Below are 23,516 nucleotides of genomic sequence, written 5' to 3'. Positions count from 1 at the left end.
CCCGCTCCACGCGGCCGCCGTCGCGGCCTACGCGAACGGCCGCGCGGGCGATCTCGCCGCCGAGGCGTTCGGCAGCGGCCTCGTCGCGACCGACCTGCTCGAACGACTGCCCACGGCTCTGCGAGGTGACGAAGCATGAGCGACGAGCACGCCGGGTCGGAGTCGAACGAGTCGGCCGACGGCGACGACCGCGACCTGACCCATGTCGACGAGGACGGCAACGTCCAGATGGTCGACGTGGGCGCGAAGCCCGACACGCGCCGCCGGGCGGTCGCCCGCGGGACCATCCATCTCAGCGCCGACACCGTTCGGGCTATCCGCGACGACGAAATCGGGAAGGGTGACGTGTTGGCGACGGCTCGAATCGGTGCGATTCAGGCCGTCAAGCACACGTGGGAGACGATTCCGATGTGCCACCAGATCCCCATCACGAACGTTGACACCGAGTTCGAGGTGGCCGACGAGTCGGTCACGCTCTCCGTGACGGTCGGCACGACCGGGAAGACGGGCTGCGAGATGGAGGCGTTAGAGGGCGTGACGACCGGCCTCAACGTCGTCTGGGACATGGTGAAAGCCGCGGAGAAAGACGACGACGGCCAGTATCCGGGGACGCGCATCTCGGACGTCGAAGTCGTCACGAAGGAAAAAGAGACGCTCGACTGAGCCGAGTCCCGCCTCGGTGACCCCAGCGTGGGGCATGCGACTCAGGCCGAGTCGGCCGGCGCGGAGAGGTCGGCGGCCTTCGCCCGGGCCTTCTCCACGATGGCGGGGCGCGCCTCGAACTCGACGTGGACCTGTTCGCCCTCGTACTCCTCGGTCTCGACGTGGGCGTGGTCGTAGAGCCACGAGACGAGGCTCATCGTGTCGTCTGCCATCGGCAACAGGAGGCGCTCGTGCTTCCACGCGGGCAGTTCGTCCTCGACGCGGGCGGCCAACTCCTCGACGTTCTCGCCGGTCAGTCCCGAGACGGCGACGGGGCTGGGCGCGAGCGCCGACAGCGCCGCGCGCTTTTCTTCGAGTTCCTCGGCCGCGACCTTGTCCACCTTGTTGAACACGGTCACGATGGGCGCTTCGTTGCGCTCGTAGAGCGTGTCGTGGCTGGTGACGAGTTTCTCCCGCATCTCCTCGATGGGCTCGGAGGCGTCCACGACGAGCAACACGAGGTCGGCCCGGTAGACCGAATCGAGCGTGGACTTGAACGACTCGACGAGCCAGTGGGGGAGGTCAGAGACGAATCCGACAGTGTCGGTGAGAAGCACGTCTCGCTTGCCCGTCTCGGCGCGGCGCGTGGTCGTCCCGAGGGTCGTAAACAGCTTGTCTTGGGACTCGGCGGTCGGGTCGAGGTCCGGGTGGAGGTCGTCGTTCTGGCCGACTTCGAGGTCGGCGGCGAGCCGCTGCATCAGCGTCGACTTCCCGGCGTTCGTGTAGCCCGCGAGGGCCACGAGGTCGAAGCCGGACTCGCGGCGCTGTTCGCGCCGGGTCTCCTCTTTGTCCGCGATGGCGTCCAGTTCGTTCTTGATGCGCGAAATCTGGGCCTTGATGTCCTGTTCGCGGCTCTCGTCGTACTCGCCGAGGCCCATGAAGCCGGGGCGCTCGTCGCGCTTCGCCAGCGACGCCTTCGCCTCGGCGCGGGGCAGTTCGTAGCGGAGCTCGGCGAGCTCGACCTGTAACTGCGCCTTGCGGGTGTTCGCCCGCTGGCCGAAGATTTCGAGGATGAGCGTGAAACGGTCGATGACCTCCACGTCGTCCGGGAGCTTCTGGGCGATGTTGTACGTCTGGTAGGGGCCCAGTCGGTTGTCGAAGACGACGGCGGCGGCGTCCTCGCGCGCGACGAGCGACGCTAACTCGCCGACTTTCCCTTCGCCGAAGTGGAACGCGGCGTCCTCCTCGCGGGTCTGGGTGAGTTGCCCGACCACCTCGTAGCCCGCGGCGCGGGCGAGGTCGGAAATCTCCGTGAGGTCGGCGTCGCCGCGGTCGACGCGCTTTGCGACGACGACGCGACTCATCGCCGCACCTCGATTGTGGGGTACGTAGCCTGCACTGTGTCAGTCGGTACTAGCCGCCGGAGGCACTTAAGCCCCGCTCGGCCGGGATCACGCGTCGAGATGGCGTCCCGTCACCTCCCGTTCCATGGCCGCGTTTGGACGCCGGGACTCTTGTAGGTTGCCCGGAGGCGACCTGACAGTTCGGTGACGGCGACAGTCTCCCCACAAATCACTTATACTGACGGGCGGGATGTTCGCCGTATGGACCCCTTGCAACTGAGCATCGACCCGCAGCAGCTCGGCATCGAGTTCGGGAGCGGGGCCGTCATCGGCGGCATCATCGGCTTCGCGGCCAAGAAAATCGCGAAGCTCATCGCCGTCATCGTCGGCCTCGAACTCGCCGTGTTCAAGTTCCTCGAATCGCGGGGCATCATCACCGTCGACTGGGAGCGCCTCACCGGCGGAATCGTGAGCGCCACGCAGGACGCCGCGACCGGCGCGCCGCCGGACTGGATTTCGACGATTCTCTCGACACTTTCTATCTCCGCCGGCTTCTCGGGCGGCTTCCTCGTCGGCTTCAAGAAGGGGTAGTTCGCGTTCGAGACTCGCCGACGCGCCTCAGAGGTCGTCTTCGTCCTTGACGATGCGCGTCTCGGCCGTGCCGCTCGTGATGTTGTTCACCTTGTCGTAGAAGTCGTTTTGCATCCCCGCGGGGAACGTGATGACGCCGACCCACGAGCCGTCGTTCTGCCACTCCTCGCGTTCGAGGTCGCCGTAGCTCCGAATCTGGGCCTGCCCGCTGCCGGCGTACTCGGCCGGGAGTTGGACGGCGACGGTGACTTCGGCGAACTTGATGGGCAACACGGGTCGAAGCGCGTCGAGCGCGTCGTCGACCTGCGACTCGACCGGCTCCATCGGGTCGATTTTGAAGCCGGCCTCTTCGAGCGCGCGCTCGATTCGCTCCGGCGGGTGCGGCGTGTCGTTCATCTGCGGGTTGACCGCGTTGCGAGCGATGCGGTTAATGAGCGACTTGCGCTTCTGTTCTTGCATCTCGCGGCGCTGTTCGGCCGTGATCTGAATCTCCCCTTTCTTGACGACCTCGGGGATTATCTGGAGCGGGTCGGTCGTTCCGAACACCTTCTCGAGGTCGTTCTCGGCGGGGCGGTCGCCGCGGGAGGCGTCCTCGAACACGTCTTCGGCGGCGATGACCTCTTCGAGGTCGCCGTCGAACTCACCGCGCTTTATCGAGAGCGCCGCGTCGGGGTCGATGAGCACCTCGAACCGCGCGCCGTGAGATTCCAGGCGGGCCGTGACTGCCTCGTCGAGTGAAATCATAGGTTCCGATACTCTCTCCGTGGTAAAAAGCCCTCGCCGACCGACTCCCCCGACAGCGTCTCGCGAAATTCGCCGCGACCTCGTTCGGAGCAATCGTTATGCTCGCCCGCACCCCACGTCTCGGTATGAGTTCGCAGACGTCGGAGAAGTCCCTCGAAGAACGGCTCGACCTGTTCATGCGGCGGAACTTCCCCCAAATCGAGATGCACGGCGGCGACGCGGGTATCGAGGCCATCGACGAGGAGACCGGTGAGGTGTGGATTTCCCTCACCGGCGCGTGTTCCGGATGCGGTATCTCGCCGATGACGATTCAGGCGTTGAAGGCGCGCATGGTCGCCGAGTTCGAGGAGATAGACGCCGTCCACGCCTCGACCGGCGGCTTCTACGACGACGAACCGGGCGCGGGGTTCGAACCCGACGTGTCCGACGCGCCCTTCTGAGCAGTCTTCTGACATCGATTTTCGACCGAACCGTCCCCGCGAGCGACGCCACCCCGAGCGCGCGCCGCGCCGTCGCTCGTCATGATAGAAAAACGAAGAACCGGGCCGAGCGGAGCGGACGTCGGCTTACGCGGCGGCGTCGATGATGTCGACGAGGTCCTCTTTGCTCTGGACGCCGATGACCTCCTTGACCTGCTCGCCGCCGGCGTAGAACTGCAGGGTCGGGACGCTGCGAATCCCTTTCTCGCGGGCTAGCTCCTGGAGTTCGTCGATATCGACCTTGGCGACCACGGCGTCGGTCTCCTCGGCGATCTCCTCGACGGTGGGTTCGAGCATCTTACACGGGCCGCACCACTCGGCGTGGTAGTCCACGAGGACGATGGCGTTGTCGGCGATGAGTTCGTCGAGGTGGTCCGAACTCTCGACGTGGACGGGAGCATCGGTTGTCTTCGGAGTGCTCATACTCCCACGTATCGGCGCGACACTCTTACCCATTGCGCCTGTTTGCGTGACGGTGCACGACCGCGAAACTCCGTGTTCGCGGCGAAAGCGGCCGGTTTCGGGCGACGAGGCTCAGCAGTCGTAGATCAGAAGCACCCCGTCGTCGACGCGTTCCACGTCGCGGAGCGACACCGTCGGGAAGTCGGCGACGAAGCCCTCGCCGTCGGCGAGTGTCGGCGCGTCGCGGCCGCCGATGACCATCGAACCGACGTAGAGCGTGAGTTCGTCGACGAGGCCGGCCTCGAACAGCGAGAAGATGAGTTCGCCGCCGCCCTCGACCATGAGCCGGTCGACGCCGCGCGATTCGAGCGCGTCGAAGGCGTCGGGGAGTGACACTCGTTCCGCGCCCGCGACGACGAGTTCCGCGCCGGCCGATTCGAGCGCGTCGCGGCGGTTGGCCGGCGCGGCCTCGGAGACGAGCACGTAGGTTGTCGCCACGTCGTCCAGAATCCGGGCGTCGGTCGGGGTTCGAGCGCGCGAGTCGGCGACGACGCGCGCTGGATGCGGCGGGTCGCCCCGGTCCTCGCGAGTGGCGACGAGGCCCGGGTCGTCGAGCGTGAGGTGCGGGTCGTCGGCGAGGACGGTCCCGACGCCGACGGCGACGGCGTCGGCGGCCGCGCGAACCTCGTCCACGCGGGCGAAGTCGTCGTCGCCGCTTATCTTCACCTGCTCGCGGCGGCGAGACGAGAGCTTGCCGTCGAGGCTCGCGGCGGCGTTGACGTGGACGTGCATACTCGCGGGTCGTCGCCGCGGCGAAAACCCCTTTCGGTGGGGTGCCGTCGCAGTATTGCCGGACAGGAATTAAATAGGCCTCTGTGGTACATTGTGTCATCTATGACTGCCAAGGTCCTGATGCTGGGGTGGGGGTTTCCGCCGAACGTCAGCGGCGGGCTCGACACGCACGTCGGCGAGATGTTCGAGCGACTCGAAAAGCGGGAGGACGTGGACATCGAACTCGTGCTTCCCGCCGAGTACGCGCCGGACCGCGAGGGAATCGTCGGAGTTCCGACCGGCGAAGGTGACATCATCACCCGAATCGGGCGGTTGGGGTCGACGTTCGCCGAGCGCGCCGCCGACGCCGACATCGTCCACACGCACGACTGGTTCGGCTACGGGCCGGGGTCGCGCGCGAAATCGAACAACGAGGACGTGGAGTGGGTGACCACGTTCCACTCGCTTTCGTCGGACCGCAACATCGACCCGCCGCAGCGGGAAGTCGAGACCGAGCGCCGAATCGCCGAGCGCTGTGACCACCTGCTCGCGGTGAGCGAACTCCTCGCCGACAAGGTCAAACGGGAGTACGGCGGCGACTGCCACGTCATCTACAACGGCTTTTCCGAGTGCGAGACCACGGGCCGCGACCTCAAGGAGGAACTCGGAATCGACGGGAAGATGCTGTTTTTCGTCGGCCGGCACACCGACCAGAAGGGCATCTCGCATCTCGTCTACGCGATGGAGAAACTCGCCCGCGACGACGTGACGCTCGTCATGGGCGGGTCGGGCCACCTCACCGCCCAGCTCAAGCGCTTCGCCGAACTGCTCGGCGTCGAAGACCGCATCAAGTGGGCCGGCTACGTCCCCGAGGAGGCGCTCGGCGACTACTACGCCTCGGCGGACCTGTTCGTCTCGCCGTCGCTGTCCGAGCCGTTCGGCATCACCATCGTCGAGGCGCTCTCGACCGGCACGCGCGTCGTCGCCACCGAGAGCGGCGCGGCGGAGGTTCTCCCCGACGACTGCGTCATCGAGGTCGAACCCGACTCGCGCTCCATCGCCGACGGCATCGAGTACGGCCTCTCGCTGGAGGGTGAACCGGAGTACGAACCGTACACGTGGGACCGCGTCGTCGACGAGACCGTGGACTACTACCACAGCATTCTCGACGGGGACGCCGGCGTCTCGGCCGGTGCGGAAAACGAGGTCGAAGCGGCCGACGCGGACGCCGACGAGGCGGACGCGAACTGAGCGGGCGACCCCCGTTCAGCGGAGAAGGCGCACGTCGGTCACCGGCTCGGGGTGGCGAATCCGGTAGCCGCCACGGGTCGGCACCATCCCCTCTCGCGGCATCGTGCCGCGGGCGGACTGATACGGCGAGTCGTCGGTCTGGACCGACTGGTACGGCGAGTCGTACGCCGACTGGTAGGGGCTGTCCGACGACTGATACGCGCTGTCGGTGGCCGCCTCGGCGTCGAAGCCTTCCGGCGGGAGGTAGATTCGCTCGCCGGACGCCGAGCGGACGACGACTGCGGTGTCCTTGTCGCCTTCCATCACGATGGTCGTCCAGCCGTCCTCGATAGTCACGGAGAAGGAGACCTCCTCGTCGGCGGCGTCGGCGTCCGGGGTCTCGTCGTTCGACATACGAGTCCAACTGGCACGCGAGCACTTAGTGATTCGCCCGTCGGCCGCCGCCCCCTAGCCCGGCAACACTTTTTATCCGACGGGGGCGAATCCCGACTCGATGGAACTCGACCAGCATGCCGAGGAGCTTGCCTCCGCCCTCGGTGTCGACAAAGAGGAGGTCAAATCCGACCTGCAGAACCTGCTGCAGTACAGCGTCCCGATCGACGAGGCGAAACAGAGCGTCCGCCGCAAACACGGCGGTGGTAGCTCCGGCGGGAGCGACGGCGCGCCCTCGACGAAGCGAATCGCCGACATCGACCCCGACGGCGGCAACGTCTCCGTGACGGTCCGCGTGCTCACCGTGGGCACCCGCTCTATCGTCTATCAGGGCGACGAACAGACCATCCGCGAGGGAAAACTCGCCGACGAGTCTGGCGTCATCTCCTACACCGCGTGGCAGGACTTCGGCTTCGAGCCGGGCGACTCCGTCGTCATCGGCAACGCCGGCGTCCGCGAGTGGGACGGCAAGCCCGAACTGAACATCGGCGCGTCCTCGACGGTCGGCGTGGAGTCCGAGACGGTCGAGACGCCCTACGACGACCGCATCGGCGGCGAGGCCGACCTCATCGACCTCCAGGCCGGTGACCGCGGCCGAACCGTCGAGGTCCGCGTCCTCGAAGTCGATTCGCGCACTATCGACGGCCGCAACGGTGAGACGACAATCCTCTCGGGCGTCGTCGCCGACGAGTCCGGGCGGCTCCCCTTCACCGACTGGGCACCCCGCCCCGACGTGAAAGAGGGCGCGAGCCTGCGTCTCTCGGACGTGTATGTCCGGGAGTTCCGCGGCGTGCCGCAGGTGAACCTCTCGGAGTTCACGACGCTCGAGGTCCTCGACGACCCCGTCGCCGTGACCGACTCCGCGCCTCGCCTGAAAATCGGCGAGGCCGTCGACGCCGGCGGGATGTTCGACGTGGAAGTGCTCGGCAACGTCCTCGAAGTGCGCGACGGCTCCGGACTCATCGAACGCTGTCCCGACTGTAGCCGCGTCGTCCAGAACGGCCAGTGCCGACAGCACGGCGAGGTCGACGGCGAGGACGACATGCGCGTGAAGGCGATTCTCGACGACGGCACCGGCACGGTGACCGCCATCCTCGACCGCGACCTCACCGAGGAGGTCTACGGCGGGACGATGGCCGACGCGATGGAAGCCGCCCGCGAGGCGATGGACAAGGAGGTCGTCGCCGACGACATCGCCGACAAACTCGTCGGCCGCGAGTACCGCGTCCGCGGGAACCTCTCCGTTGACGAGTACGGCGCGAACCTCGAAGCCGACGAGTTCGAGGAGACCGACGACGACCCGGCCGAACGCGCGGCCGCCCTCCTCACGGAGGTGCGCGCATGAGCGCCTCGCCGGTCGTCGGCACGCGGGAGATCGCCTACCGCGTCTTCGCCGCCGAGTTCGACGACGCGTCGCTTTCGTACTCCGAGAGCGACGAGGAACGCGCGCCCAACTACGTGGTCACGCCCACCGGGGCGCGGCTCAACCGGACGTTCGTCGCGGGCGTGCTCACCGAGGTCGAACACGTCAACGACGAGGTGCTCCGCGGGCGCATCGCGGACCCGACGGGCGCGTTCGTCACCTACGCCGGGCAGTACCAGCCTGAACCGATGGCCTACCTCGACGCGGCGACGCCCCCGGCGTTCGTCTCGCTCGCGGGCAAGGCCCGAACGTACGAACCGGACGACGCCGACGTGGTTTACTCCTCGGTCCGTCCCGAGAGCGTCAACACCGTCGACGCCGACGTTCGCGACCGGTGGATCGTCTCGGCCGCCGAGGCGACGCTCCGCCGCATCGCGGTGTTCGACGAGGCGCTGTCGATGCCCTACCGCGGCGACGACCTGACCCGCGCGCTCGAAGCCCGCGGCGTGGACTCGACGCTCGCGGCGGGCGTCCCCCGCGCCATCGACCACTACGGGACGACCCGAACCTACCTCGAAGCCCTGCGCGAAGTCGCCGTGCAGGCGCTCGAACTCGTCGCGGGCGACCGCGACCAGGTGGACCCCCTCGAAGTCGCACCCGGTGACGGCGGCGACGCGGTCCTCGGTCCGCTCCCGGAACTCGACCTCGAACCGGCCGACAGCGTCGATATCGAGGTCGGAGAAGCGGATGCTGACGACGGAGAGGCGCTCGGCGAATCGGAGCCCGACGCGGGCGAGTTCGAGACCGAATCCGACTCCGAACCGGCCGCAACGCCCGATACGGAGCCGGAACTCGCCGACGGGATCGAGTCGGAACCCGACGCGGAACCTGTATCTGAGCCGGAGTCCGCATCCGGACCCGAACCAGTCACCGCCGAGGCGACGGCCGCGACCGAGAGCCAACCGGAGGCGTCCGAGCCGGAACCGGCGTCTGAGCCGTCCGCGACGGTCGACGCCGAATCGGAGCCGGAACCCGCCGCAGAATCTGAACCCGCCGCGGAACCCGACCTCACGTCTGAACCCGAACCGGCGGCCGACTCGCTCGACGCCGATTCGGAGCCCGACTTCGACGCCGGGACCGACGACGGCACGCTCGGTGACTTCGAAGACGACGCCACCGACGCGGATACGGCCGACACCGACTCCTTCGGCGGCTCCGACGACGGCACGCTCGGCGACTTCGACGACGGCTTCGACGACCCCGAACCCGAGGCGGACGTGTCTGCCGCGACCGATGAGTCGGCGACCGACTCGACCGACTCCGCGTCCACCGACGCCGACGAGGAGGTCGACCCCGACGGGATGTACGAGCTCGACGAGGACGAGCGGGCCGAAATCGAGTCCGAGTTCGGTACGGAGTTCACCTCCGGCGCGGACGTCGACCCCGCCGGCGAGGCGGACATCGACGTGCCCGACGCGGACGACCTCACCGAACAACTCGAAGATGGACCCGCCGGTGCCGAACCGGCGGCAGAGCCGGAATCGGAGCCTGTGGCCGACGCCGCCGTGGAATCCGAACCAGCGGTCGAATCCGAGCCTGACCCCGAACCCGAACCGACAGCCGACGCGGCGTCGGACGACGCGGACGAAGACGAGGCCGACGCCGACGCGTCCGCCGAGGACATCGACCTCGAATCGGTCGTCGTGGACGCATGGACGACCTCGACGGGGGCGACGGCGCGACCCGCGACGAGGTCGTCGCGGCCGTTGTCGACGAGTACGGCGCGGACCCCGGCGCGGTCGAAGACGCCATCCAGGAGGCGCTCCTCGGCGGTCGGTGCTACGAGCCCCAGGACGGCGTGCTGAAGGCCATCTGAGGCCGTGTCCGGACCGCTCGTCGAACCGATTCCCGGCCATCCCGCCGCGGTCGCGCGGACGAGCAGGCGCGGATTTCCCGAGCGTTCGCTCGTCATCGCCGACTACCACGCCGGCATCGAGGCCGGCCTGCGGTACGAACGCGGGGTGGAACTCCCGTCGAAGGCCGCGGTCCGCCGCGAGCGCCTGCTGTCGCTTCTCGACCGGACCGACGCCGACCGACTGGTCGTCCTCGGCGACCTCGGCCACCGCATCGGCGACCCGAAGGGAGACGAGGCCGACGAACTGCGCGACCTCGCGGCCGGGGTGGCCGACCGCGCCGAGCTGACGGTCGTCCCCGGCAACCACGACGGCGGCCTCGCGGACTTTTTCGGCGACGACGTGGAGGTGACTGACCCCGCGGGCGTCCGCCTCGGCGACGTTGGATTCTGCCACGGACACACCTGGCCCTCGCGGGAGGTGCTCGCCGCCGACGTGGTCTGTTCGGCCCACGAACACCCGGCGGTCAGGCTGGAAGACGAGGTCGGCGGCGCGCGGAAAGAGCGCGTCTGGCTCCGGGGCACCCTCGCTCCCGAGGTGTTCGCGGAACACTACGAGGTCGACCCCGCCGAGGTGACGCCGACCGATACCGAACTCGTGGTGTTCCCGGCGTTCAACGACACCTCGGGTGGGACGTGGGTCAACGTCCCCGGACAGGGTTTCCTCTCGCCGTTCCTGCCCGACGGCCTCGCGGACGGGGAGGCCTACCTGCTCGACGGCACGCGGTTGGGCGACTACCGGAACGTCTGAGTAGCAGGGGCGGTGGTCGCGGTCGCCGCAGACGCCGGGATACCCTCGGTCGTCAGAACAGCCCCGAGCCGAAACCGAACGTGAGCGTGCCGAGAACGAACACGGCGACGGCGGCCACGCGGGCGAGTCGTTGCCAGCCGGTCCACTCGCGGAAGAACTCCGGCACGCCCTTTTCTCGTTCCTGCACGGCGTAGCCGACGAACCAGAGGGTCGAAAGCACCAGCACCGCGGCGAAGACCAGTTGCCACGCCGCGAGGTCGCCCCACTGATTGCCGAGGACGATGAAGAGGTTCCCGGCGGTGAAGCCCGCCTGCGACAGCCAAAAGGACCGCTCGGGCGTCATGTCACCACCGAGTACAGTTGAAGCGCGACGCCGAACGTGTAGAGCGCCGCGCCGAGGACGACGAGATAGACGAGCGGGCTCCAGTCCGTCGGGACTCGGGCGCGGTCGGGGTCGCGGAGGGCGACGACCGACGCGTAGCCGACTGCGACCACGCCCGCGGCCGCCGCCGCGGTGCCGATACCGGCGTCTCCCGCCGAAACGTCGAGCGCGATATCGACGGCGGCGCAAAGACCGAAGACGAGGAACGCGGACCAGTAGACACGTTTCGGGGACACGCCCGAAATTGATTTACGGGCGACATGAATCTCCCGGTGGGGACCGCCCCGAGCGGTGCGCTTAATCGCCTCGAAGCGTAACCTCGAGCGATGCCAGACGGCGAGGCCGCCGCCGGAATGGACGCCTTCGCGACGCTCTCGTCGCCCGTTCGGAACGCGCTCTCGGAGCGCGGATTCACGACACCCACAGAGCCGCAGCGCCGGGCGATTCCCCCGCTGGCGGACGGGAAAAACGGTCTCATCATCGCGCCCACGGGAACCGGGAAGACGGAGACGGCGATGTTGCCGGTCTTTTCGGCCATCGCCGACGCCGAGGACCGATTCGGTATCTCGGCGCTCTACATCACCCCGCTTCGGGCGCTGAACCGCGACATGCGGCAGCGGCTCGACTGGTGGGGCGAACAGCTCGACATTGACATCGACGTTCGCCACGGTGACACCACGCAGTACCAGCGCCAGAAGCAGGCGAACGACCCGCCGGACGTGCTGGTGACGACGCCCGAGACGCTGCAGGCGATGCTCACGGGGAAGAAGCTCAGGACGGCGCTGTCGGACGTACACCACGTCGTCGTCGACGAGGTCCACGAACTCGCGTCGGCCAAGCGCGGCGCGCAGCTGACAATCGGGTTAGAGCGCCTCCGCGAGTTGGCCGGGCCGTTCCAGCGAATCGGTCTCTCGGCGACGGTCGGGTCGCCCGACGAGGTCGGGAAGTTCCTGACCGGCGACCGCCCGTTCGAGGTCATCGAAGTAGACGTGGACAACCGCGTCGAGTTCGAGGTGGTCCGTCCCGAGGTGACGAACGAGGACGAGGCGCTGGCCGGAAAACTCGCCACCGACCCCGAGATAGCGAGCCACGTCCGGACGATTCGAGACATCGTCCGCGACCACGAGTCCGTGCTCGTCTTCGTCAACACCAGACAGACCGCGGAGGCGCTCGGCTCGCGGTTCAAGGCGCTCGGCGACCCCATCGAGGTCCACCACGGTTCGCTGTCGAAGGACGTGCGAATCGACGTGGAAGACCGCTTCAAGGCCGGCGAGTTGGACGCGCTCATCTGCACGTCGTCGATGGAACTCGGCATCGACGTGGGCCGGGTGGACCACGTCGTCCAGTACAACAGTCCCCGCGAGGTGTCGCGGCTCCTCCAGCGGGTCGGTCGCGCGGGCCACCGCTTGGGCGTCGTCTCCCGCGGGACCGTCGTCACCGACCACCCCGACGACACGCTCGAAGCGCTCGCCATCGCCCGGCGGGCCGTCTCCGGCGAGGTCGAACCCGCCCGCGTCCACCACGGGAGTCTCGACACCGTCGCCAACCAAATCGTCGGCGTCGTCATGGACTACGGCGACGTGTCGGCCCGCCGCGCCTACGAGATTATCACGCGGGCGTACCCCTTCCGCGACCTCGCCGAAGCCGACTTCCGCGCGGTCATCCGCGAACTGTCGGGGAACCACCTCCTCTGGCTCGACGAGGACAAGGACCTCCTCGAGAAGTCCGGCGGCACGTGGCAGTACTTCTACGCCAACCTCTCGATGATTCCCGACGAGGAGACCTACGACGTTCACGACATCTCCTCGCGCCGACAGATCGGGACGCTCGACGAGAAGTTCGTCCTCAACTTCGCCGCGCCGGGCGCGACGTTCATCCAGCGCGGCGAGATGTGGCGCGTCAACGACGTGGACGACGAGGAGGCGCGGGTGAACGTCTCGCCCATCGAAGACCCCGGCGGCGAGGTGCCGTCGTGGGTCGGCTCGGAGATTCCGGTGCCCGCGCCGGTCGCCGGCGAGGTGGGCGAACTCCGCGACGTGGCCGCGCCGCAGTTCGAGTCCGGGGCCGACCGCGAGGCCGTCGCCCGCGACATCGCCATGCGCTATCCGACCGACGAGGCAACGGTCAGGTCGGCGCTCGGCCCCATCGAAAGACAGGTCGAGGCCGACGCGCCGATCCCGACGGCGAACCGGCTCGTCCTCGAAGGCTCGCCCCGGAAGGTGACGCTGAACTCGTCGTACGGTCACCGGGTGAACGAGACGCTCGGTCGGCTCCTGTCGGCACTCATCGGCCAGCGGACCGGCTCCTCGGTCGGCATGGAGGTCGACCCCTACCGGGTCGAGTTCGACGTGCCGGGGAAGGTCCGCCCGACGACGTTCGCCGAGGTGCTCCGCGAGACCGACCCCGACCACGTCGAGGCGCTGCTCGAACTCGCGCTCAAGCGGTCGGACTCGCTGAAGTTCACGCTCGCGCAGGTGGCCGCGAAGTTCGGCGCGCTCAAGCGCTATCAGGGGAAGGGTCGCTTCGGCGGCGACCGCCTCCTCGCCGCGTTAGAAGACACGCCCGTCTACGACGAGGCCGTCCGCGAGGTGTTCCACACCGACCTCGCCGTCGAGGAGACGGTCGAACTGCTCCGCCGCGTCCGCGACGGCGACGTGGAACTCGCCGTCGCCCGCGAACCGACCGCCATCGGCACCGGCGGCCGCGGGTCGGGGACCGACCTGCTGGTCCCCGAGAACGCCGACGCGAGCGTCATCGAGACGGTCCGCGACCGGATTCAGAACGACCGCGTGCTGTTGGCGTGTCTCCACTGCAAGGACTGGACTCGCAAGACGAAGGTCAAGCGCGTCCGCGAGCCCGTGACGTGCCCCGAGTGCGGCGCGACCCGCGTCGCCGCGCTCAACCCGTGGGACGACGAGACGGTGAAAGCGGTCCGCGCGCCGGAGAAAGACGACGAACAGGAGCGACTGACGAAGCGAGCCTACCGCTCGGCGAGTCTGGTGCAGGCCCACGGCACGCGGGCGGTCGTCGCGCTCGCGGCCCGCGGCGTCGGCCCGCACAACGCCGCGCGCATCATCAACAAACTCCGCGAGGACGAAGACGACTTCTACCGCGACATCCTCGAACGGGAGCGCGAGTACGCCCGGACCCAGTCGTTCTGGGACTGACGGATTTCTCACGAATCCCACGTTTGGTGTCAGTCGAAACTCTCAATTAGGGACTGAGAGTCAAGTAGATTGTTTCTATTTAACAGAATTGTTATAACTACTATAATAATAGCACCAGATCCCAATGCTACCCATATTGTTAGTGGCCAATTGTCTGTTCTCGATGTAAGTGCTGCAGAAACCCAAGTATCTGCAAAATTGATGAATAGTAACCCAAGCGTGAGTATCCCTATTGCACTATTTATCTTGTTTTGGCTCTGAATGCGCCGGTTTTCTTCCTTCTTTTCTTGATTCATTACCTCTCGCTCATGAGCAACATGAAATCCTCGGGGGGTTAGCCCGATATGCGTCCCTTTCCTCCTTGCATTTTCTGAGATTCCCACTAACCCGCCCATCTCTGGACGAGATATGTCTGCTTGTCTGCCAACGTGAATTCGTCCTACAAGCCCAGTTTGAGAGAGTAGTGCCAGATTCTCTTGTACCGAGTTAGCATCCATTCCGACTGCTGAGACGACTGGATGATCGTCTTCAATATCGGTGTCATAAGACCAAATTATGTTTCTCCTGTAGATCGTTTCTAAGATTTCAGCCCAGTCTGGTTCATCAGACATATCGTTACATATTACTCAGGGAATCATAATATTTGACAGCAATTTCCAAAATTGTAACTGTTGTATCTGGGTCTGCGTTTATTCTACTCCTCGATGGCCCACTCGTCGAGAATCTCTGTCGTCGCGGCCGCCAGCGCCTCGAAGTCCTGCATCGAGATGCCGTCGGTCGTGACGAAGACGCCGAAGTCCTCGACGGTGATGCGGACGAGGTAGCCGTTTTCGAACACGCGAATCGTGTACTCGTAGTCGCCGAGCTCGGACCCGCGGTAGGCGTCCTGGGTCATCTTGAAGTCGTGCCACTCGTTGCCGATAAAGGAGTTCAGGTCGGCCTCCTGTTCGAGGTCCTCGCGGAGGTACACCTGCACGTAGTCGAAGCGGCTGAAGTACGTGAGCGACCGGAGGCTGTCGCCGACGGCCGTGCGGCAGACGGTGACGAGCTTTTCTTTTGCTTCCTCGGGGAGGAGATTGGACATCGCTTCAGCCTGTGCGAGCGAGCGCCAAATAGGCGGCGGCTTCGGCAGTAGGCGGGTGCGAGCTGAGACGCGGCGGTCGTCCGTGACGCCGCTACTCCGACGCGTAGGCGTCCCGATAGTCGCGCTCGCGCCGGATGAGCTCCTCGACGCCGTGTTCGAGGATGTCGGAGCCGAGTGACGTGGCGCGGTAGTACGAAAACAGCCCCTCGTCGTCGGCCTGCGCCCGTTTTCGCTTCTCGACCAAGCCGGCGTCGACGAGTTTGTTGAGGTGGTAGTGGAGCGTGTTCGCCTGCACGTCGAGCGCCTCGGCCAGCGCTTTCGGGCTCCGCTCGCCGAAGTGGACCAGTCGGTACAGCAGGGTAAACCGCGTCCGGTCGCCGAGTGCGGCCTGCATGTCGAGGTACTCGTCTAGCGTGAGGACGCTCGTCGGCGGCAGCAACTCGGCGGGGTCCTCGGGCAGCCCGTCCGAATCGACCGGGTCGTTCGTCGCCATCTCGGTTCGCTAGATGGAGCGTATCGGTTTAACAGTTCTTGAGTCGAACTTCGCTGAAAAATCCTGTTTTTATATGCTTCGGTGCGGTACGTGTGTCCATGACGGACGCCATCTCGCGCGACGAGATACGAGCGGCGCTCGGACGGACCACCTACGACCGGTTTCTCGTCTACGTGATGGGTCCGTACAAGTCGTTCAACCTCAACTACGTCCTCTCGAAGGAGGAGCTCGCCGCCATCGACATCGAGGACCTCCCGGGGCCGATTCGAAAGTTGTTCGCCGCGCGGGACGAGGTGGACGACGCGCTCGCACTCCTCCGCCGCGTACAGGGAAGCCTCCGCGCCGACCCGGGCGTGAACGCCTTTCTCGCCGTCGACGTGGACCTCAGCACCGACGAGGTGGACGCCGCGACGCAGTCGCTCGCGTTCGCCGCAGCGAGCAACGCCACCGTGTTCGTACTACCGTTTCTCGGTCACAACTTCGGCGTCGGCGAGGAGGCGGGGTCGATACTCGAACGACTCTCCGAGACGCACGGCGACAGAATCGTCTTCGTCCACGAAGCGACGGTCACGAGCGAGATGATTCGCGCGGCGCGCGCCCGCTGGGACCTCCGCGTCGAGACCTACGACACCGAAGCGGAACTCCACAAGCGCATCCGACTGTTCGTCGCGGACGTGATGAATCGCGAGCTACACGGCGACTTGGACCGACTGGACTGACGCCTCTTTCACCCCGCCCCACATCTGTTACTTGCTACCAACTAGCTCATTAAATATAATTTACACGAGGGCGACGAACGAGTCGTCATGCCCGACGACGCTCTCGGACTGGCGATGTTGGACCGGGTTCGCGGCTGTCTGCGCGCACCCTGTGTCTACCGCGCCGGCGACGACGCCGGAGCCGCCGCGGGCGACGCGCACGTCTACGAGAACTATCTCGTCCCGTCCGAGCGGTGGCCCGCCGCGAAGCGCGCGTTCGTCGATTCCCTCCGAACACCGCTCCTCGACGTGGGGTGCGGCGCGGGCCAACACGCCCTCGCCGTGCAGGAGCGCGGCGAGGCCGTCGCCTTCGACGTGAGTCCGAACGCAGTTCGTGCGGCCCGCGAGCGCGGCGTCGAGACAGCAGTCGTCGGCGACATGTTCGACCCGCCGGTCGAAGCGAGTCGAGCAGGGTCGAAAACCGGCGGGTTCGAGACGGTGCTCGCCAACGGGACGCAGGTCGGACTTGCGGGGTCGCCGGCCCGACTCGCCGACCTGCTTGCGTCGTTCGCCGACCTCGTTTCGGCGACCGGCGAGGTCGTCGTCGACTCCTACGACCCGACGCGCATCGACCCCGAGCGGTTCTTCGGCTACCGGTCGGACCCGCGAGAGGGCATCGCTCGGCGGTCGTTCCGTGTCGAGTACGGCGACCTCCGCGGGCCGACGCTCGACTTCGTTCTCGTCTCGCCCGCTCGACTCCGGGCGGTCGCCGCCGAGGCGGACCTCGACGTACGTGAGGTGACCGTCCCGAACGCCGAGTCGAGTTACTACCGAGCGCGACTGGCGTGAGTCGGCGCGGTCGCGGCGGCGCTTCGGGAGCGAGGCCCGCCGTCGCCGACCGTTTCCTCACACGCGCTACGGCCTACTCCCAGCGGTTGGTCGCCTCGTTGCGCCGCGGGAGGAACGGAAGCAAGAGCGCGACGGCGAAGACGATGCCCGCGATGGCGAGGTACTCGGGCGACCCGAGGACGACCGCGACCAGCGAGAACACCGAGGCCTCGCCATCGGCGACGGCCGAGAGGGCGGCCGCGTCGTTGTTCAACAACACGAGAAACATGAATATCGCCTCGGCGAACGCGACCCGGAGGCCGGCCTTCGTGACCCACCACGTCGCGGAGAGCGGGCCGCCGGTGAGCGCGCCCCACTCTCGCCGGACCTTTCGCCGCCACGCCGCGTTCACGACACACCTCTGTTGCGAGTGAACATGGAACACAGTACGCGGTGAGACGAGATAATCTCGCAGGTAAGCGAGAACGGGTCTTCCCCGGCGGTCGACCCTGCTCAGACCAGCGCCGGCGTGACCGATTCCAGCGCCGCATCGAAGTGCGCGCGAGTGATGCGCACCTCGTCGGCGTGCTCGTTCGCCTCGGTGCCATCGTAGGCGTCGGCCACGTCCTGAATCGCCCGGAGCGCGGCCTCGCGGCAGACCGCTGCCACGTCGGCCCCGGTGTAGCCGTCCATGTGGGCGGCCACGTCGCCGAGGTCCACGTCGGTGCCGAGCGGCTTGTTTCGGACGTGCACGTCGAGGATGGCGCGGCGTGCCTCGATATCGGGGGCGGGGACTTCGACGTGGGTCTCCAGCCGACCGGGCCGGAGGAGCGCGGGGTCAAGCGCGTCTCGGCGGTTCGTCGCCGCGAGGACGACGAGATTCGGGTTGTCGGCGGCGTTGTCCATCTCCGTCAGGAGTTGGGAGACGACGCGTTCGGTGACGCCCGAGTCGGACCCGGCGCTGTCGCGGTCGGTGGCGATGGCGTCTATCTCGTCGAAGAAGACGATGCTCGGCGCGGCCTGTCGGGCGCGGTCGAACACCTCGCGGACGGACTTCTCGGACTCGCCGACGTAGCGGTCCAGCAGTTCGGGGCCGGCGACGTGGATGAAGTTGACGCCGCTTTCGGCCGCGATGGCGCGAGCGAGCATCGTCTTGCCGGTCCCCGGCGGGCCGTGTAAGAGCACGCCGGTCGGCGGGTCGGTCGATGCCGCCTCGAACAGCGGCGCGTAGGTCAGCGGCCACGTCACCGCGCGTTCGAGCGTCCGCTTCACGTCGTCGAGGCCGCCGACGCCCTCGAAGCCCTCGGTCGGCTGTTCGGCGACGTACTCGCGCATCGCCGAGGGCTCGACCGTCGCCATCGCCGACTCGAAGTCGGCGCGCGTGACGGTCATGTCCGCGACGGCGACGCTCCCGTCTCCGCCCTCGCTTCCGCTTCCACTTCCACTTCCACTCCCGCCCTCGCGGCGGACGCGTCGGAGCGCGGTCATCGCGGCCTCCTTGGCCAGCGATTCGAGGTCGGCACCGACGAAGCCGTGGGTTCGGGAGGCAAGCCGGTCGATGTCCACACCCTCGGCGAGTGGCATCCGCCGGGTGTGTACGTCGAGAATCTCGCGGCGGCCCGCCTCGTTCGGGACGCCGATTTCGATTTCGCGGTCGAAGCGCCCGCCGCGGCGGAGCGCCGGGTCGAGGCTGTCGACGCGGTTCGTCGCGCCGATGACGACCACGTCGCCGCGGGCGTCGAGTCCGTCCATGAGCGACAGCAGTTGGCCGACGACGCGATTTTCGAGGTCGCCGCCGTCGTCGCGCTTCGACGCGATGGAGTCGATTTCGTCGAAGAAGATGATGGCCGGCGCGTTCTCGCGGGCCGACTGGAACACCTCGCGCAGTTTCTCCTCGGACTCGCCTTTGTACTTCGACAGCACCTCCGGTCCGGAGATGGTCGTGAAACTCGCGTCGACCTCGTTGGCGACGGCCTTCGCGATGAGGGTTTTCCCCGTGCCCGGCGGGCCGTGGAGGAGCACGCCCTTCGGCGGTTCGATGCCGAGGTGCGCGAACACCTCGGGTTCGGACAGCGGGAGCTCTATCATCTCGCGGACCAGGTCGAGTTCGTCGTCGAGGCCGCCGATGTCCTCGTAGGTGACGCCGGTCGCCCGGCCGTGGCTCGCGCCGTCGCTGTCGCCGCCAGTCATGCTCTTGACGGCGTCGCGGACGGTTTCGCTCGCGCCCTTCGAACTGTTCGCCGTCACGGAGACGGTCGTCGCGTCGGTGACGCGGACGACGCCCTCCGGTTTGGTCTCGCTGACGACGAGGGCGGCCCCGCCGAGTCGCTCGACGCGGACGCGGTCGCCCTCGCGGAGCGGGCGGTTCCGAAGCTCCGCCTTCACGACCTCCTCGATGGTCTCGCGGTCCACGCTGGTCCGCTCGAAGGCGCTGGGGCCGGCGAGCGTCACAGACCGCGCGTCCTCGACGGCGATCTTCCTGACGCGGACACTGTCGCCGATTTTCACGCCGGCGTTGGCCCGCGTGTCGGCGTCGACGAGCATCTCGCCGGGGGAGGAGCCGGGGCGAGCGGGCCACATCTTGGCGACCGTCTCTCGGGAGCCTTCGATGACGACCGTCTCGCCGCTGAGCACGCCGAGTTCCCGGCGGGCGGCCTCGGGGAGGCGGGCGATGCCGCGGCCCGCGTCGCGTTTCTCCGCGGCGCGGACGACGAGCGTCACCCCATCTTCTGACATACCCTCCGGTTCGGTCGCTCGACCCTTGAGGGTTCGCCCGGAGTAACCGTTTTCCGGGACGGCGCGGTAACAGTACGCATGGTTGCCACGACCGAGAAAGACGGTGCGACGTGGTACCGGTGCGAAGAGTGCGGGATGCTGTTCGACGTGGAGTCGGACGCCGAGGCCCACGAGGAGAACTGCGACACGGACAGTCCGTCGTACTTGCAGTAGCGGCGCGCGCGGCGAGGGCGACGCCGGCTACGCCGGGTCGTGTTCGTCCGCGAGTCGCTCGGCGTGGTCCAGCGAGGTCGCGCGTTCCCAGCGGACGCACTCGGCGTCGCCGTAGGCGAGCGCCTCCTTCAGTTCGTCGCGGAGGACGCCGACGCCGCGGCCGACGAGGTCGCCGTCCGCATCGCCGAGTTCGTAGTAGCCGTAGGCTTCCGGGGCCTTTCCAATGGTCCGCTTTTCCAGCGGTTCCCAGCGTTTCCGGAGCATCACTCGGCGACGAACTCGTAGGAGTCCTCGCCCCAGTCGTCTTCGACGAAGACGAACACGCGACCGCGGGCGACCTCGGGGTCGGCCTCGATTTCGAATCGGTGGCCTGGCACCCGCCGGACGAGGACGCCGGGGAACAGCTCTTCTTCGTCGCCCTCGCCGAGGATAACGCGGCCGACGCCGCTCGATTCGAGCACGTCGTCGTGGCTCTTGAGGTCGTTGACGTACATCATGACGCCCTCGGTCTCGGTCGGGTCGGTGACGAGGACGTGGACCTCCTTGCCGGGGGCGGTGCCGAGCGTGCCCGTGACCGCTTCGGGAACGCCCCGGTAGACCGTGGTTCGGTTGTCGATGTACTCCACTTCGACGCCGTAGTCGTGGAGTTCGACGCCGAGTGTGCTCGGGGCGATGTCGCTGCGGGCGCTCATGGCTCACCGTTGCCGCGGGGACGGCAAAAACGTCGCGTCTCGGGACGGCTCACGAGCGACGGTCTCGAACGCATCGCCGCCGTGCCGGTCCCCGAACCTACGGGCGAAAACGGCACGGATCGCCACACATAACACGATGTGCCAACCTCCGGCAAGTATGCACGGCCGAGCCACCGCCCTCGGGGCGGGCACCGTCTTGAACGCCCTCGCGACGGCGACCGGCTCCGCGTTCGCCATCGACGCGGAGACCACCGCGTCGGTCGAACTGGACGACTCCGGCGAGGTCCGCGGCAGCATCGCGGAGGCCCCCGACGCCGACACGCGGCTCATCGAACGCTGCGTCGAACTCGCCGTCGAGGCGTTCGGCGACGGCGAGGGCGGCACCGTCGAGACCGAAAGCGACCTGCCGATGGCCGCCGGCCTCAAGAGTTCGAGCGCCGCGGCCAACGCGACGGTGTTGGCGACGCTCTCCGCGCTCGGTCGCTCGGTCGGCCCCGGCCCGGACGCCGACATCTCCCGGCTCGACGCCTGCCGGATGGGTGTTCGCGCCGCCCGCGAGGTCGGCGTCACCGCCACCGGCGCGTTCGACGACGCCTCGGCCTCCATGGTCGGCGGCGTCGTCGTCACCGACAACACCGAGGACGAACTCATCGCCCGCGACGAGGTCGACTGGGACGTGCTCGTGTGGACGCCCCCCGAGCGCGCCTACAGCGCCGACGCCGACGTGAGCCGCTGCGAGAACGTCGCCCCGATGGCCGACCTCGTCGCCGACCTCGCGCTCGAAGGCCGCTACGCCGAGGCGATGACCGTCAACGGCCTCGCCTTCTCGGCCGCCCTCGACTTCCCGACCGACCCCGCCGTCGAGGCAATGCCCATCGCCGACGGCGTCTCGCTGTCCGGGACCGGCCCGAGCGTCGTCGCCGTCGGCGACCGCGCTAACCTCGAACGCGTCAAAGAACTGTGGGACGCCCGCGAGGGGGAGACCCGACTGACGACCACCCGAACCGACGGAGCACGAATCCAATGACAGACGACACCGTAGACGCCGCCGCCGAATCGTTTCAGGACATGTCCCTCGACGAACTCCGCGAGGAGATAGAGGATATCGACCGCGGCATCGTCGAACTCATCGCTCGCCGGACCTACGTCGCCGACACGGTGGCGAAGGTCAAAGCCGAGAAGGACCTGCCGACGACCGATGAGTCCCAAGAAGAGCGCGTGATGGAGCGCGCCGGGAAGAACGCGGCCCACTTCGAGGTGGACTCCAACCTCGTGAAAGCGATTTTCCGACTGCTCATCGAGATGAACAAGGCCGAACAGCGGCAGAATCGGTAGTCGATTTTCGGGGTTCTAAGACCGCATATCGACCGTTGTTAGTTACTTCTTCTTCGGGGTTCTCTGTTGTTCCTCGGTCGTTGCACGCAGACACGGTTCCATAGACCTCACTCACGGGTCACCAGTTCGGCAAGTGAGATTCGTTTCGGCGAGTCCGGGACGAGCCACGCTGGGACGACTCGCGTGAGAGTGACCATCCCGACCAGTTCGACGAGCGTCTGCGTCACGACGACCGCAGGTGCCAGTCGGTAACCTGCCGGAAGCGCAAGTGCGAGTGGCAGGACGACCAGCGAGTTACGGGTGACAGACGTGAACACGAGCGCCCTGCTCTCCCCGGCATCCATCTGCAAGACACCCGCTGCGAGCCGTCCGAGTATCGGCATGACGACGAGGAAGGCGACGTACACCGGGATGACGACTGCGATCTGTTCGATCGAACTCTGTACCCGGGGGAGTTGTGACGCGATGACGACGAACAACGTCGCACCCATCATCGGAACCGGTAACCAACCCATCGCCTCCTGCCACGCGTCGCCCCTCAACGACCGTTCCGCCCACGCTTCGGTAAGCCACGCGAGCATCAACGGGAGCGCGATGATTACCAGGAACGCCTCGACGAACGGTCCCGGTTCGATGACCGCTGCGACTGCTGAACCCATGAACAGCCACAGATACAACGGGAGCAACAACAGTTGGACGAGCATCAGGGCCGGGGTCGTCGCTGTAATCTGCTCGGAATCACCGTCTGCGAGTTCGGTGAAGGTAATTACGTAGTCGATACACGGCGTCAGAAGCACCATGAACGCACCCACGAGGATAGCCGGTCGTTGGGGGAGGAACCGAGTGAGACACCAAACAACGACGGGGACGACGAAGAAGTTCATACCCAGTGCCGCCGCGACAAACCGGCCGTTCCGAAACGCGCGACGAAGCCGAACGAACGGAATTTCGAGGAACGTGACGTAGAGCAGGGCGGCCAGTACCGGGTCGATAAGCGACTCAGAGAGCGGGGCCGAGTTCGGAAGATAGACTGCGACTCCAACGGCCAAGAGAACGAAGGCAGTATACACAACAACCTGATGTCGTTGGAGCCACCGCTTCGAGTTCATATACTGGCTCATTCGTCGGTCGCTGGTAAACCATCGTCGCTCCTCTATCTTTCTTCGAGGAGAGAATTTCGCCGTTTACGGCGGGAGTGAACCCGGCA

General features: G+C 67.0%; 27 protein-coding genes and 1 pseudogene. 13 read left to right on the top strand and 15 right to left on the bottom strand.

Annotated features, from left to right (window positions below; all coding sequences use genetic code 11):
* The first annotated feature begins 135 nt into the window (after positions 1–135).
* Positions 136–663, top strand: a complete 528-nt coding sequence (gene moaC, locus NKF06_RS12340; protein WP_253245553.1) for a cyclic pyranopterin monophosphate synthase MoaC — start codon at positions 136–138, stop codon at positions 661–663.
* A 41-nt stretch (positions 664–704) separates the two neighbouring features.
* On the opposite strand, the gene hflX is transcribed toward moaC, so the two are convergent.
* On the bottom strand, positions 705–2,006 hold the full coding sequence (hflX, locus tag NKF06_RS12335) for a GTPase HflX (protein ID WP_253245552.1): 1,302 nt from the start codon (positions 2,004–2,006) through the stop codon (positions 705–707).
* A gap of 240 nt (positions 2,007–2,246) precedes the next feature.
* Between hflX and NKF06_RS12330 the strand changes: the two genes are divergently transcribed.
* Positions 2,247–2,576 carry an FUN14 domain-containing protein gene (locus tag NKF06_RS12330; protein ID WP_058827050.1) on the top strand — a complete coding sequence of 110 codons (330 nt, stop codon included), beginning with the start codon at positions 2,247–2,249 and terminating at the stop codon, positions 2,574–2,576.
* 27 nt (positions 2,577–2,603) lie between these two features.
* Here NKF06_RS12330 and NKF06_RS12325 read toward each other — a convergent pair whose 3' ends face one another.
* On the bottom strand, positions 2,604–3,320 hold the full coding sequence (locus tag NKF06_RS12325) for a ribosome assembly factor SBDS (protein WP_058827051.1): 717 nt from the start codon (positions 3,318–3,320) through the stop codon (positions 2,604–2,606).
* A gap of 125 nt (positions 3,321–3,445) precedes the next feature.
* Between NKF06_RS12325 and NKF06_RS12320 the strand changes: the two genes are divergently transcribed.
* Positions 3,446–3,760, top strand: a complete 315-nt coding sequence (locus tag NKF06_RS12320) for a NifU family protein (RefSeq protein WP_004043595.1) — start codon at positions 3,446–3,448, stop codon at positions 3,758–3,760.
* Between the two features lie 126 nt (positions 3,761–3,886).
* Here the strand turns inward: NKF06_RS12320 and trxA are convergent, their stop codons facing one another.
* Entirely contained in the window at positions 3,887–4,222 is a 336-nt protein-coding gene (gene trxA, locus NKF06_RS12315) for a thioredoxin (RefSeq protein WP_058827052.1), read from the bottom strand.
* A gap of 111 nt (positions 4,223–4,333) precedes the next feature.
* Complete coding sequence (locus NKF06_RS12310) at positions 4,334–4,993, bottom strand: 2,5-diamino-6-(ribosylamino)-4(3H)-pyrimidinone 5'-phosphate reductase (protein WP_253245551.1); 660 nt, start codon at positions 4,991–4,993, stop codon at positions 4,334–4,336.
* 120 nt (positions 4,994–5,113) lie between these two features.
* On the opposite strand from NKF06_RS12310, the gene NKF06_RS12305 reads away from it, so the two are divergent.
* Positions 5,114–6,223: a glycosyltransferase family 4 protein gene (locus NKF06_RS12305; RefSeq protein WP_058827054.1), complete on the top strand. Its 1,110-nt coding sequence runs from the start codon at positions 5,114–5,116 to the stop codon at positions 6,221–6,223.
* Between the two features lie 15 nt (positions 6,224–6,238).
* Here NKF06_RS12305 and NKF06_RS12300 read toward each other — a convergent pair whose 3' ends face one another.
* Positions 6,239–6,616: a hypothetical protein gene (locus tag NKF06_RS12300; RefSeq protein ID WP_058827055.1), complete on the bottom strand. Its 378-nt coding sequence runs from the start codon at positions 6,614–6,616 to the stop codon at positions 6,239–6,241.
* A 100-nt stretch (positions 6,617–6,716) separates the two neighbouring features.
* Here NKF06_RS12300 and NKF06_RS12295 point away from each other — a divergent pair, with 100 nt between their 5' ends.
* The 3 genes and pseudogenes from NKF06_RS12295 (at position 6,717) to NKF06_RS12285 (ending at position 10,681) form a co-directional block, all read left to right on the top strand.
* A complete protein-coding gene (locus NKF06_RS12295; RefSeq protein ID WP_253245550.1) occupies positions 6,717–8,000 on the top strand; it encodes a Single-stranded DNA binding protein in 1,284 nt (427 codons plus the stop codon).
* Positions 7,997–9,894 (top strand): annotated as a pseudogene (locus tag NKF06_RS12290) (rpa-associated protein). Before NKF06_RS12295 ends, NKF06_RS12290 begins: the two are co-directional and overlap by 4 nt.
* A gap of 4 nt (positions 9,895–9,898) precedes the next feature.
* Positions 9,899–10,681, top strand: coding sequence for a metallophosphoesterase (locus NKF06_RS12285; protein WP_253245549.1), 783 nt, complete (start codon positions 9,899–9,901; stop codon positions 10,679–10,681).
* A gap of 52 nt (positions 10,682–10,733) precedes the next feature.
* Here NKF06_RS12285 and NKF06_RS12280 read toward each other — a convergent pair whose 3' ends face one another.
* Both NKF06_RS12280 and NKF06_RS12275 read right to left on the bottom strand, forming a co-directional pair.
* Entirely contained in the window at positions 10,734–11,024 is a 291-nt protein-coding gene (locus NKF06_RS12280) for a hypothetical protein (RefSeq protein WP_004968107.1), read from the bottom strand.
* On the bottom strand, positions 11,021–11,299 hold the full coding sequence (locus NKF06_RS12275; RefSeq protein WP_058827059.1) for a hypothetical protein: 279 nt from the start codon (positions 11,297–11,299) through the stop codon (positions 11,021–11,023). Before NKF06_RS12275 ends, NKF06_RS12280 begins: the two co-directional genes overlap by 4 nt.
* A 90-nt stretch (positions 11,300–11,389) precedes the next feature.
* Between NKF06_RS12275 and NKF06_RS12270 the strand changes: the two genes are divergently transcribed.
* A complete protein-coding gene (locus NKF06_RS12270; RefSeq protein ID WP_253245548.1) occupies positions 11,390–14,230 on the top strand; it encodes a DEAD/DEAH box helicase in 2,841 nt (946 codons plus the stop codon).
* A 29-nt stretch (positions 14,231–14,259) separates the two neighbouring features.
* On the opposite strand, the gene NKF06_RS12265 is transcribed toward NKF06_RS12270, so the two are convergent.
* The 3 genes from NKF06_RS12265 to NKF06_RS12255 all read right to left on the bottom strand — a co-directional run bounded on the left by NKF06_RS12265 (position 14,260) and on the right by NKF06_RS12255 (position 15,807).
* Complete coding sequence (locus NKF06_RS12265) at positions 14,260–14,841, bottom strand: hypothetical protein (protein WP_253245547.1); 582 nt, start codon at positions 14,839–14,841, stop codon at positions 14,260–14,262.
* 83 nt (positions 14,842–14,924) lie between these two features.
* A complete protein-coding gene (locus tag NKF06_RS12260; RefSeq protein ID WP_004977200.1) occupies positions 14,925–15,314 on the bottom strand; it encodes a hypothetical protein in 390 nt (129 codons plus the stop codon).
* A gap of 91 nt (positions 15,315–15,405) precedes the next feature.
* Positions 15,406–15,807, bottom strand: a complete 402-nt coding sequence (locus NKF06_RS12255; RefSeq protein ID WP_004063545.1) for a winged helix-turn-helix domain-containing protein — start codon at positions 15,805–15,807, stop codon at positions 15,406–15,408.
* A gap of 98 nt (positions 15,808–15,905) precedes the next feature.
* On the opposite strand from NKF06_RS12255, the gene NKF06_RS12250 reads away from it, so the two are divergent.
* Together NKF06_RS12250 and NKF06_RS12245 are read left to right on the top strand one after the other, a co-directional pair.
* Positions 15,906–16,526, top strand: coding sequence for a hypothetical protein (locus tag NKF06_RS12250; RefSeq protein WP_253245546.1), 621 nt, complete (start codon positions 15,906–15,908; stop codon positions 16,524–16,526).
* 87 nt (positions 16,527–16,613) lie between these two features.
* Positions 16,614–17,354 (top strand): class I SAM-dependent methyltransferase, encoded by a 741-nt coding sequence (locus NKF06_RS12245; protein WP_253245545.1) that lies wholly within the window; start codon positions 16,614–16,616, stop codon positions 17,352–17,354.
* A 73-nt stretch (positions 17,355–17,427) separates the two neighbouring features.
* Here NKF06_RS12245 and NKF06_RS12240 read toward each other — a convergent pair whose 3' ends face one another.
* Complete coding sequence (locus NKF06_RS12240; protein WP_253245544.1) at positions 17,428–17,745, bottom strand: hypothetical protein; 318 nt, start codon at positions 17,743–17,745, stop codon at positions 17,428–17,430.
* 101 nt (positions 17,746–17,846) lie between these two features.
* A complete protein-coding gene (locus NKF06_RS12235) occupies positions 17,847–20,069 on the bottom strand; it encodes a CDC48 family AAA ATPase (protein ID WP_253245543.1) in 2,223 nt (740 codons plus the stop codon).
* Between the two features lie 78 nt (positions 20,070–20,147).
* On the opposite strand from NKF06_RS12235, the gene NKF06_RS21030 reads away from it, so the two are divergent.
* Positions 20,148–20,282 carry a hypothetical protein gene (locus NKF06_RS21030; protein WP_255516588.1) on the top strand — a complete coding sequence of 45 codons (135 nt, stop codon included), beginning with the start codon at positions 20,148–20,150 and terminating at the stop codon, positions 20,280–20,282.
* Between the two features lie 27 nt (positions 20,283–20,309).
* Here NKF06_RS21030 and NKF06_RS12230 read toward each other — a convergent pair whose 3' ends face one another.
* Both NKF06_RS12230 and NKF06_RS12225 read right to left on the bottom strand, forming a co-directional pair.
* The gene (locus NKF06_RS12230; RefSeq protein WP_253245542.1) at positions 20,310–20,546 is read right to left on the bottom strand and encodes a hypothetical protein; all 237 of its coding nucleotides are present in this window, start codon (positions 20,544–20,546) and stop codon (positions 20,310–20,312) included.
* Positions 20,546–20,974 carry a DUF5796 family protein gene (locus NKF06_RS12225; protein WP_058827066.1) on the bottom strand — a complete coding sequence of 143 codons (429 nt, stop codon included), beginning with the start codon at positions 20,972–20,974 and terminating at the stop codon, positions 20,546–20,548. The genes NKF06_RS12230 and NKF06_RS12225 overlap by 1 nt, the downstream gene beginning before the upstream one ends.
* 157 nt (positions 20,975–21,131) lie before the next feature.
* Between NKF06_RS12225 and NKF06_RS12220 the strand changes: the two genes are divergently transcribed.
* Complete coding sequence (locus NKF06_RS12220) at positions 21,132–22,001, top strand: shikimate kinase (protein ID WP_058827067.1); 870 nt, start codon at positions 21,132–21,134, stop codon at positions 21,999–22,001.
* Complete coding sequence (locus NKF06_RS12215) at positions 21,998–22,309, top strand: chorismate mutase (RefSeq protein ID WP_004063556.1); 312 nt, start codon at positions 21,998–22,000, stop codon at positions 22,307–22,309. The genes NKF06_RS12220 and NKF06_RS12215 overlap by 4 nt, the downstream gene beginning before the upstream one ends.
* 107 nt (positions 22,310–22,416) lie before the next feature.
* Here the strand turns inward: NKF06_RS12215 and NKF06_RS12210 are convergent, their stop codons facing one another.
* Positions 22,417–23,418 (bottom strand): arsenic resistance protein, encoded by a 1,002-nt coding sequence (locus tag NKF06_RS12210; RefSeq protein WP_253245541.1) that lies wholly within the window; start codon positions 23,416–23,418, stop codon positions 22,417–22,419.
* Positions 23,419–23,516 lie beyond the last annotated feature (98 nt).

It is taken from the genome of Haloferax sp. AB510 (assembly GCF_024136985.1).
Classification (GTDB): domain Archaea; phylum Halobacteriota; class Halobacteria; order Halobacteriales; family Haloferacaceae; genus Haloferax.
The sequence above is the reverse complement of the archived record's forward strand: the minus strand, read 5'-3'. Positions and strand labels throughout refer to the sequence as shown.

What these genes read in the sequence shown, in the direction of transcription:
- NKF06_RS12305 (WP_058827054.1), top strand. Translation starts at nt 5,114, where the DNA reads ATGCTGGGGTGGGGGTTTCCGCCGAACGTCAGCGGCGGGCTCGACACG.
- NKF06_RS12265 (WP_253245547.1), bottom strand. Translation starts at nt 14,841, where the DNA reads ATGTCTGATGAACCAGACTGGGCTGAAATCTTAGAAACGATCTACAGG.
- NKF06_RS21030 (WP_255516588.1), top strand. Translation starts at nt 20,148, where the DNA reads ATGGTTGCCACGACCGAGAAAGACGGTGCGACGTGGTACCGGTGCGAA.
- NKF06_RS12225 (WP_058827066.1), bottom strand. Translation starts at nt 20,974, where the DNA reads ATGAGCGCCCGCAGCGACATCGCCCCGAGCACACTCGGCGTCGAACTC.
- NKF06_RS12250 (WP_253245546.1), top strand. Translation starts at nt 15,906, where the DNA reads ATGACGGACGCCATCTCGCGCGACGAGATACGAGCGGCGCTCGGACGG.
- NKF06_RS12310 (WP_253245551.1), bottom strand. Translation starts at nt 4,993, where the DNA reads ATGCACGTCCACGTCAACGCCGCCGCGAGCCTCGACGGCAAGCTCTCG.
- NKF06_RS12300 (WP_058827055.1), bottom strand. Translation starts at nt 6,616, where the DNA reads ATGTCGAACGACGAGACCCCGGACGCCGACGCCGCCGACGAGGAGGTC.
- hflX (WP_253245552.1), bottom strand. Translation starts at nt 2,006, where the DNA reads ATGAGTCGCGTCGTCGTCGCAAAGCGCGTCGACCGCGGCGACGCCGAC.
- NKF06_RS12255 (WP_004063545.1), bottom strand. Translation starts at nt 15,807, where the DNA reads ATGGCGACGAACGACCCGGTCGATTCGGACGGGCTGCCCGAGGACCCC.
- NKF06_RS12220 (WP_058827067.1), top strand. Translation starts at nt 21,132, where the DNA reads ATGCACGGCCGAGCCACCGCCCTCGGGGCGGGCACCGTCTTGAACGCC.
- NKF06_RS12260 (WP_004977200.1), bottom strand. Translation starts at nt 15,314, where the DNA reads ATGTCCAATCTCCTCCCCGAGGAAGCAAAAGAAAAGCTCGTCACCGTC.
- NKF06_RS12325 (WP_058827051.1), bottom strand. Translation starts at nt 3,320, where the DNA reads ATGATTTCACTCGACGAGGCAGTCACGGCCCGCCTGGAATCTCACGGC.
- NKF06_RS12280 (WP_004968107.1), bottom strand. Translation starts at nt 11,024, where the DNA reads ATGACGCCCGAGCGGTCCTTTTGGCTGTCGCAGGCGGGCTTCACCGCC.
- NKF06_RS12330 (WP_058827050.1), top strand. Translation starts at nt 2,247, where the DNA reads ATGGACCCCTTGCAACTGAGCATCGACCCGCAGCAGCTCGGCATCGAG.
- NKF06_RS12210 (WP_253245541.1), bottom strand. Translation starts at nt 23,418, where the DNA reads ATGAACTCGAAGCGGTGGCTCCAACGACATCAGGTTGTTGTGTATACT.
- NKF06_RS12230 (WP_253245542.1), bottom strand. Translation starts at nt 20,546, where the DNA reads ATGCTCCGGAAACGCTGGGAACCGCTGGAAAAGCGGACCATTGGAAAG.
- NKF06_RS12215 (WP_004063556.1), top strand. Translation starts at nt 21,998, where the DNA reads ATGACAGACGACACCGTAGACGCCGCCGCCGAATCGTTTCAGGACATG.
- NKF06_RS12245 (WP_253245545.1), top strand. Translation starts at nt 16,614, where the DNA reads ATGCCCGACGACGCTCTCGGACTGGCGATGTTGGACCGGGTTCGCGGC.
- trxA (WP_058827052.1), bottom strand. Translation starts at nt 4,222, where the DNA reads ATGAGCACTCCGAAGACAACCGATGCTCCCGTCCACGTCGAGAGTTCG.
- moaC (WP_253245553.1), top strand. Translation starts at nt 136, where the DNA reads ATGAGCGACGAGCACGCCGGGTCGGAGTCGAACGAGTCGGCCGACGGC.
- NKF06_RS12295 (WP_253245550.1), top strand. Translation starts at nt 6,717, where the DNA reads ATGGAACTCGACCAGCATGCCGAGGAGCTTGCCTCCGCCCTCGGTGTC.
- NKF06_RS12320 (WP_004043595.1), top strand. Translation starts at nt 3,446, where the DNA reads ATGAGTTCGCAGACGTCGGAGAAGTCCCTCGAAGAACGGCTCGACCTG.
- NKF06_RS12270 (WP_253245548.1), top strand. Translation starts at nt 11,390, where the DNA reads ATGCCAGACGGCGAGGCCGCCGCCGGAATGGACGCCTTCGCGACGCTC.
- NKF06_RS12235 (WP_253245543.1), bottom strand. Translation starts at nt 20,069, where the DNA reads ATGTCAGAAGATGGGGTGACGCTCGTCGTCCGCGCCGCGGAGAAACGC.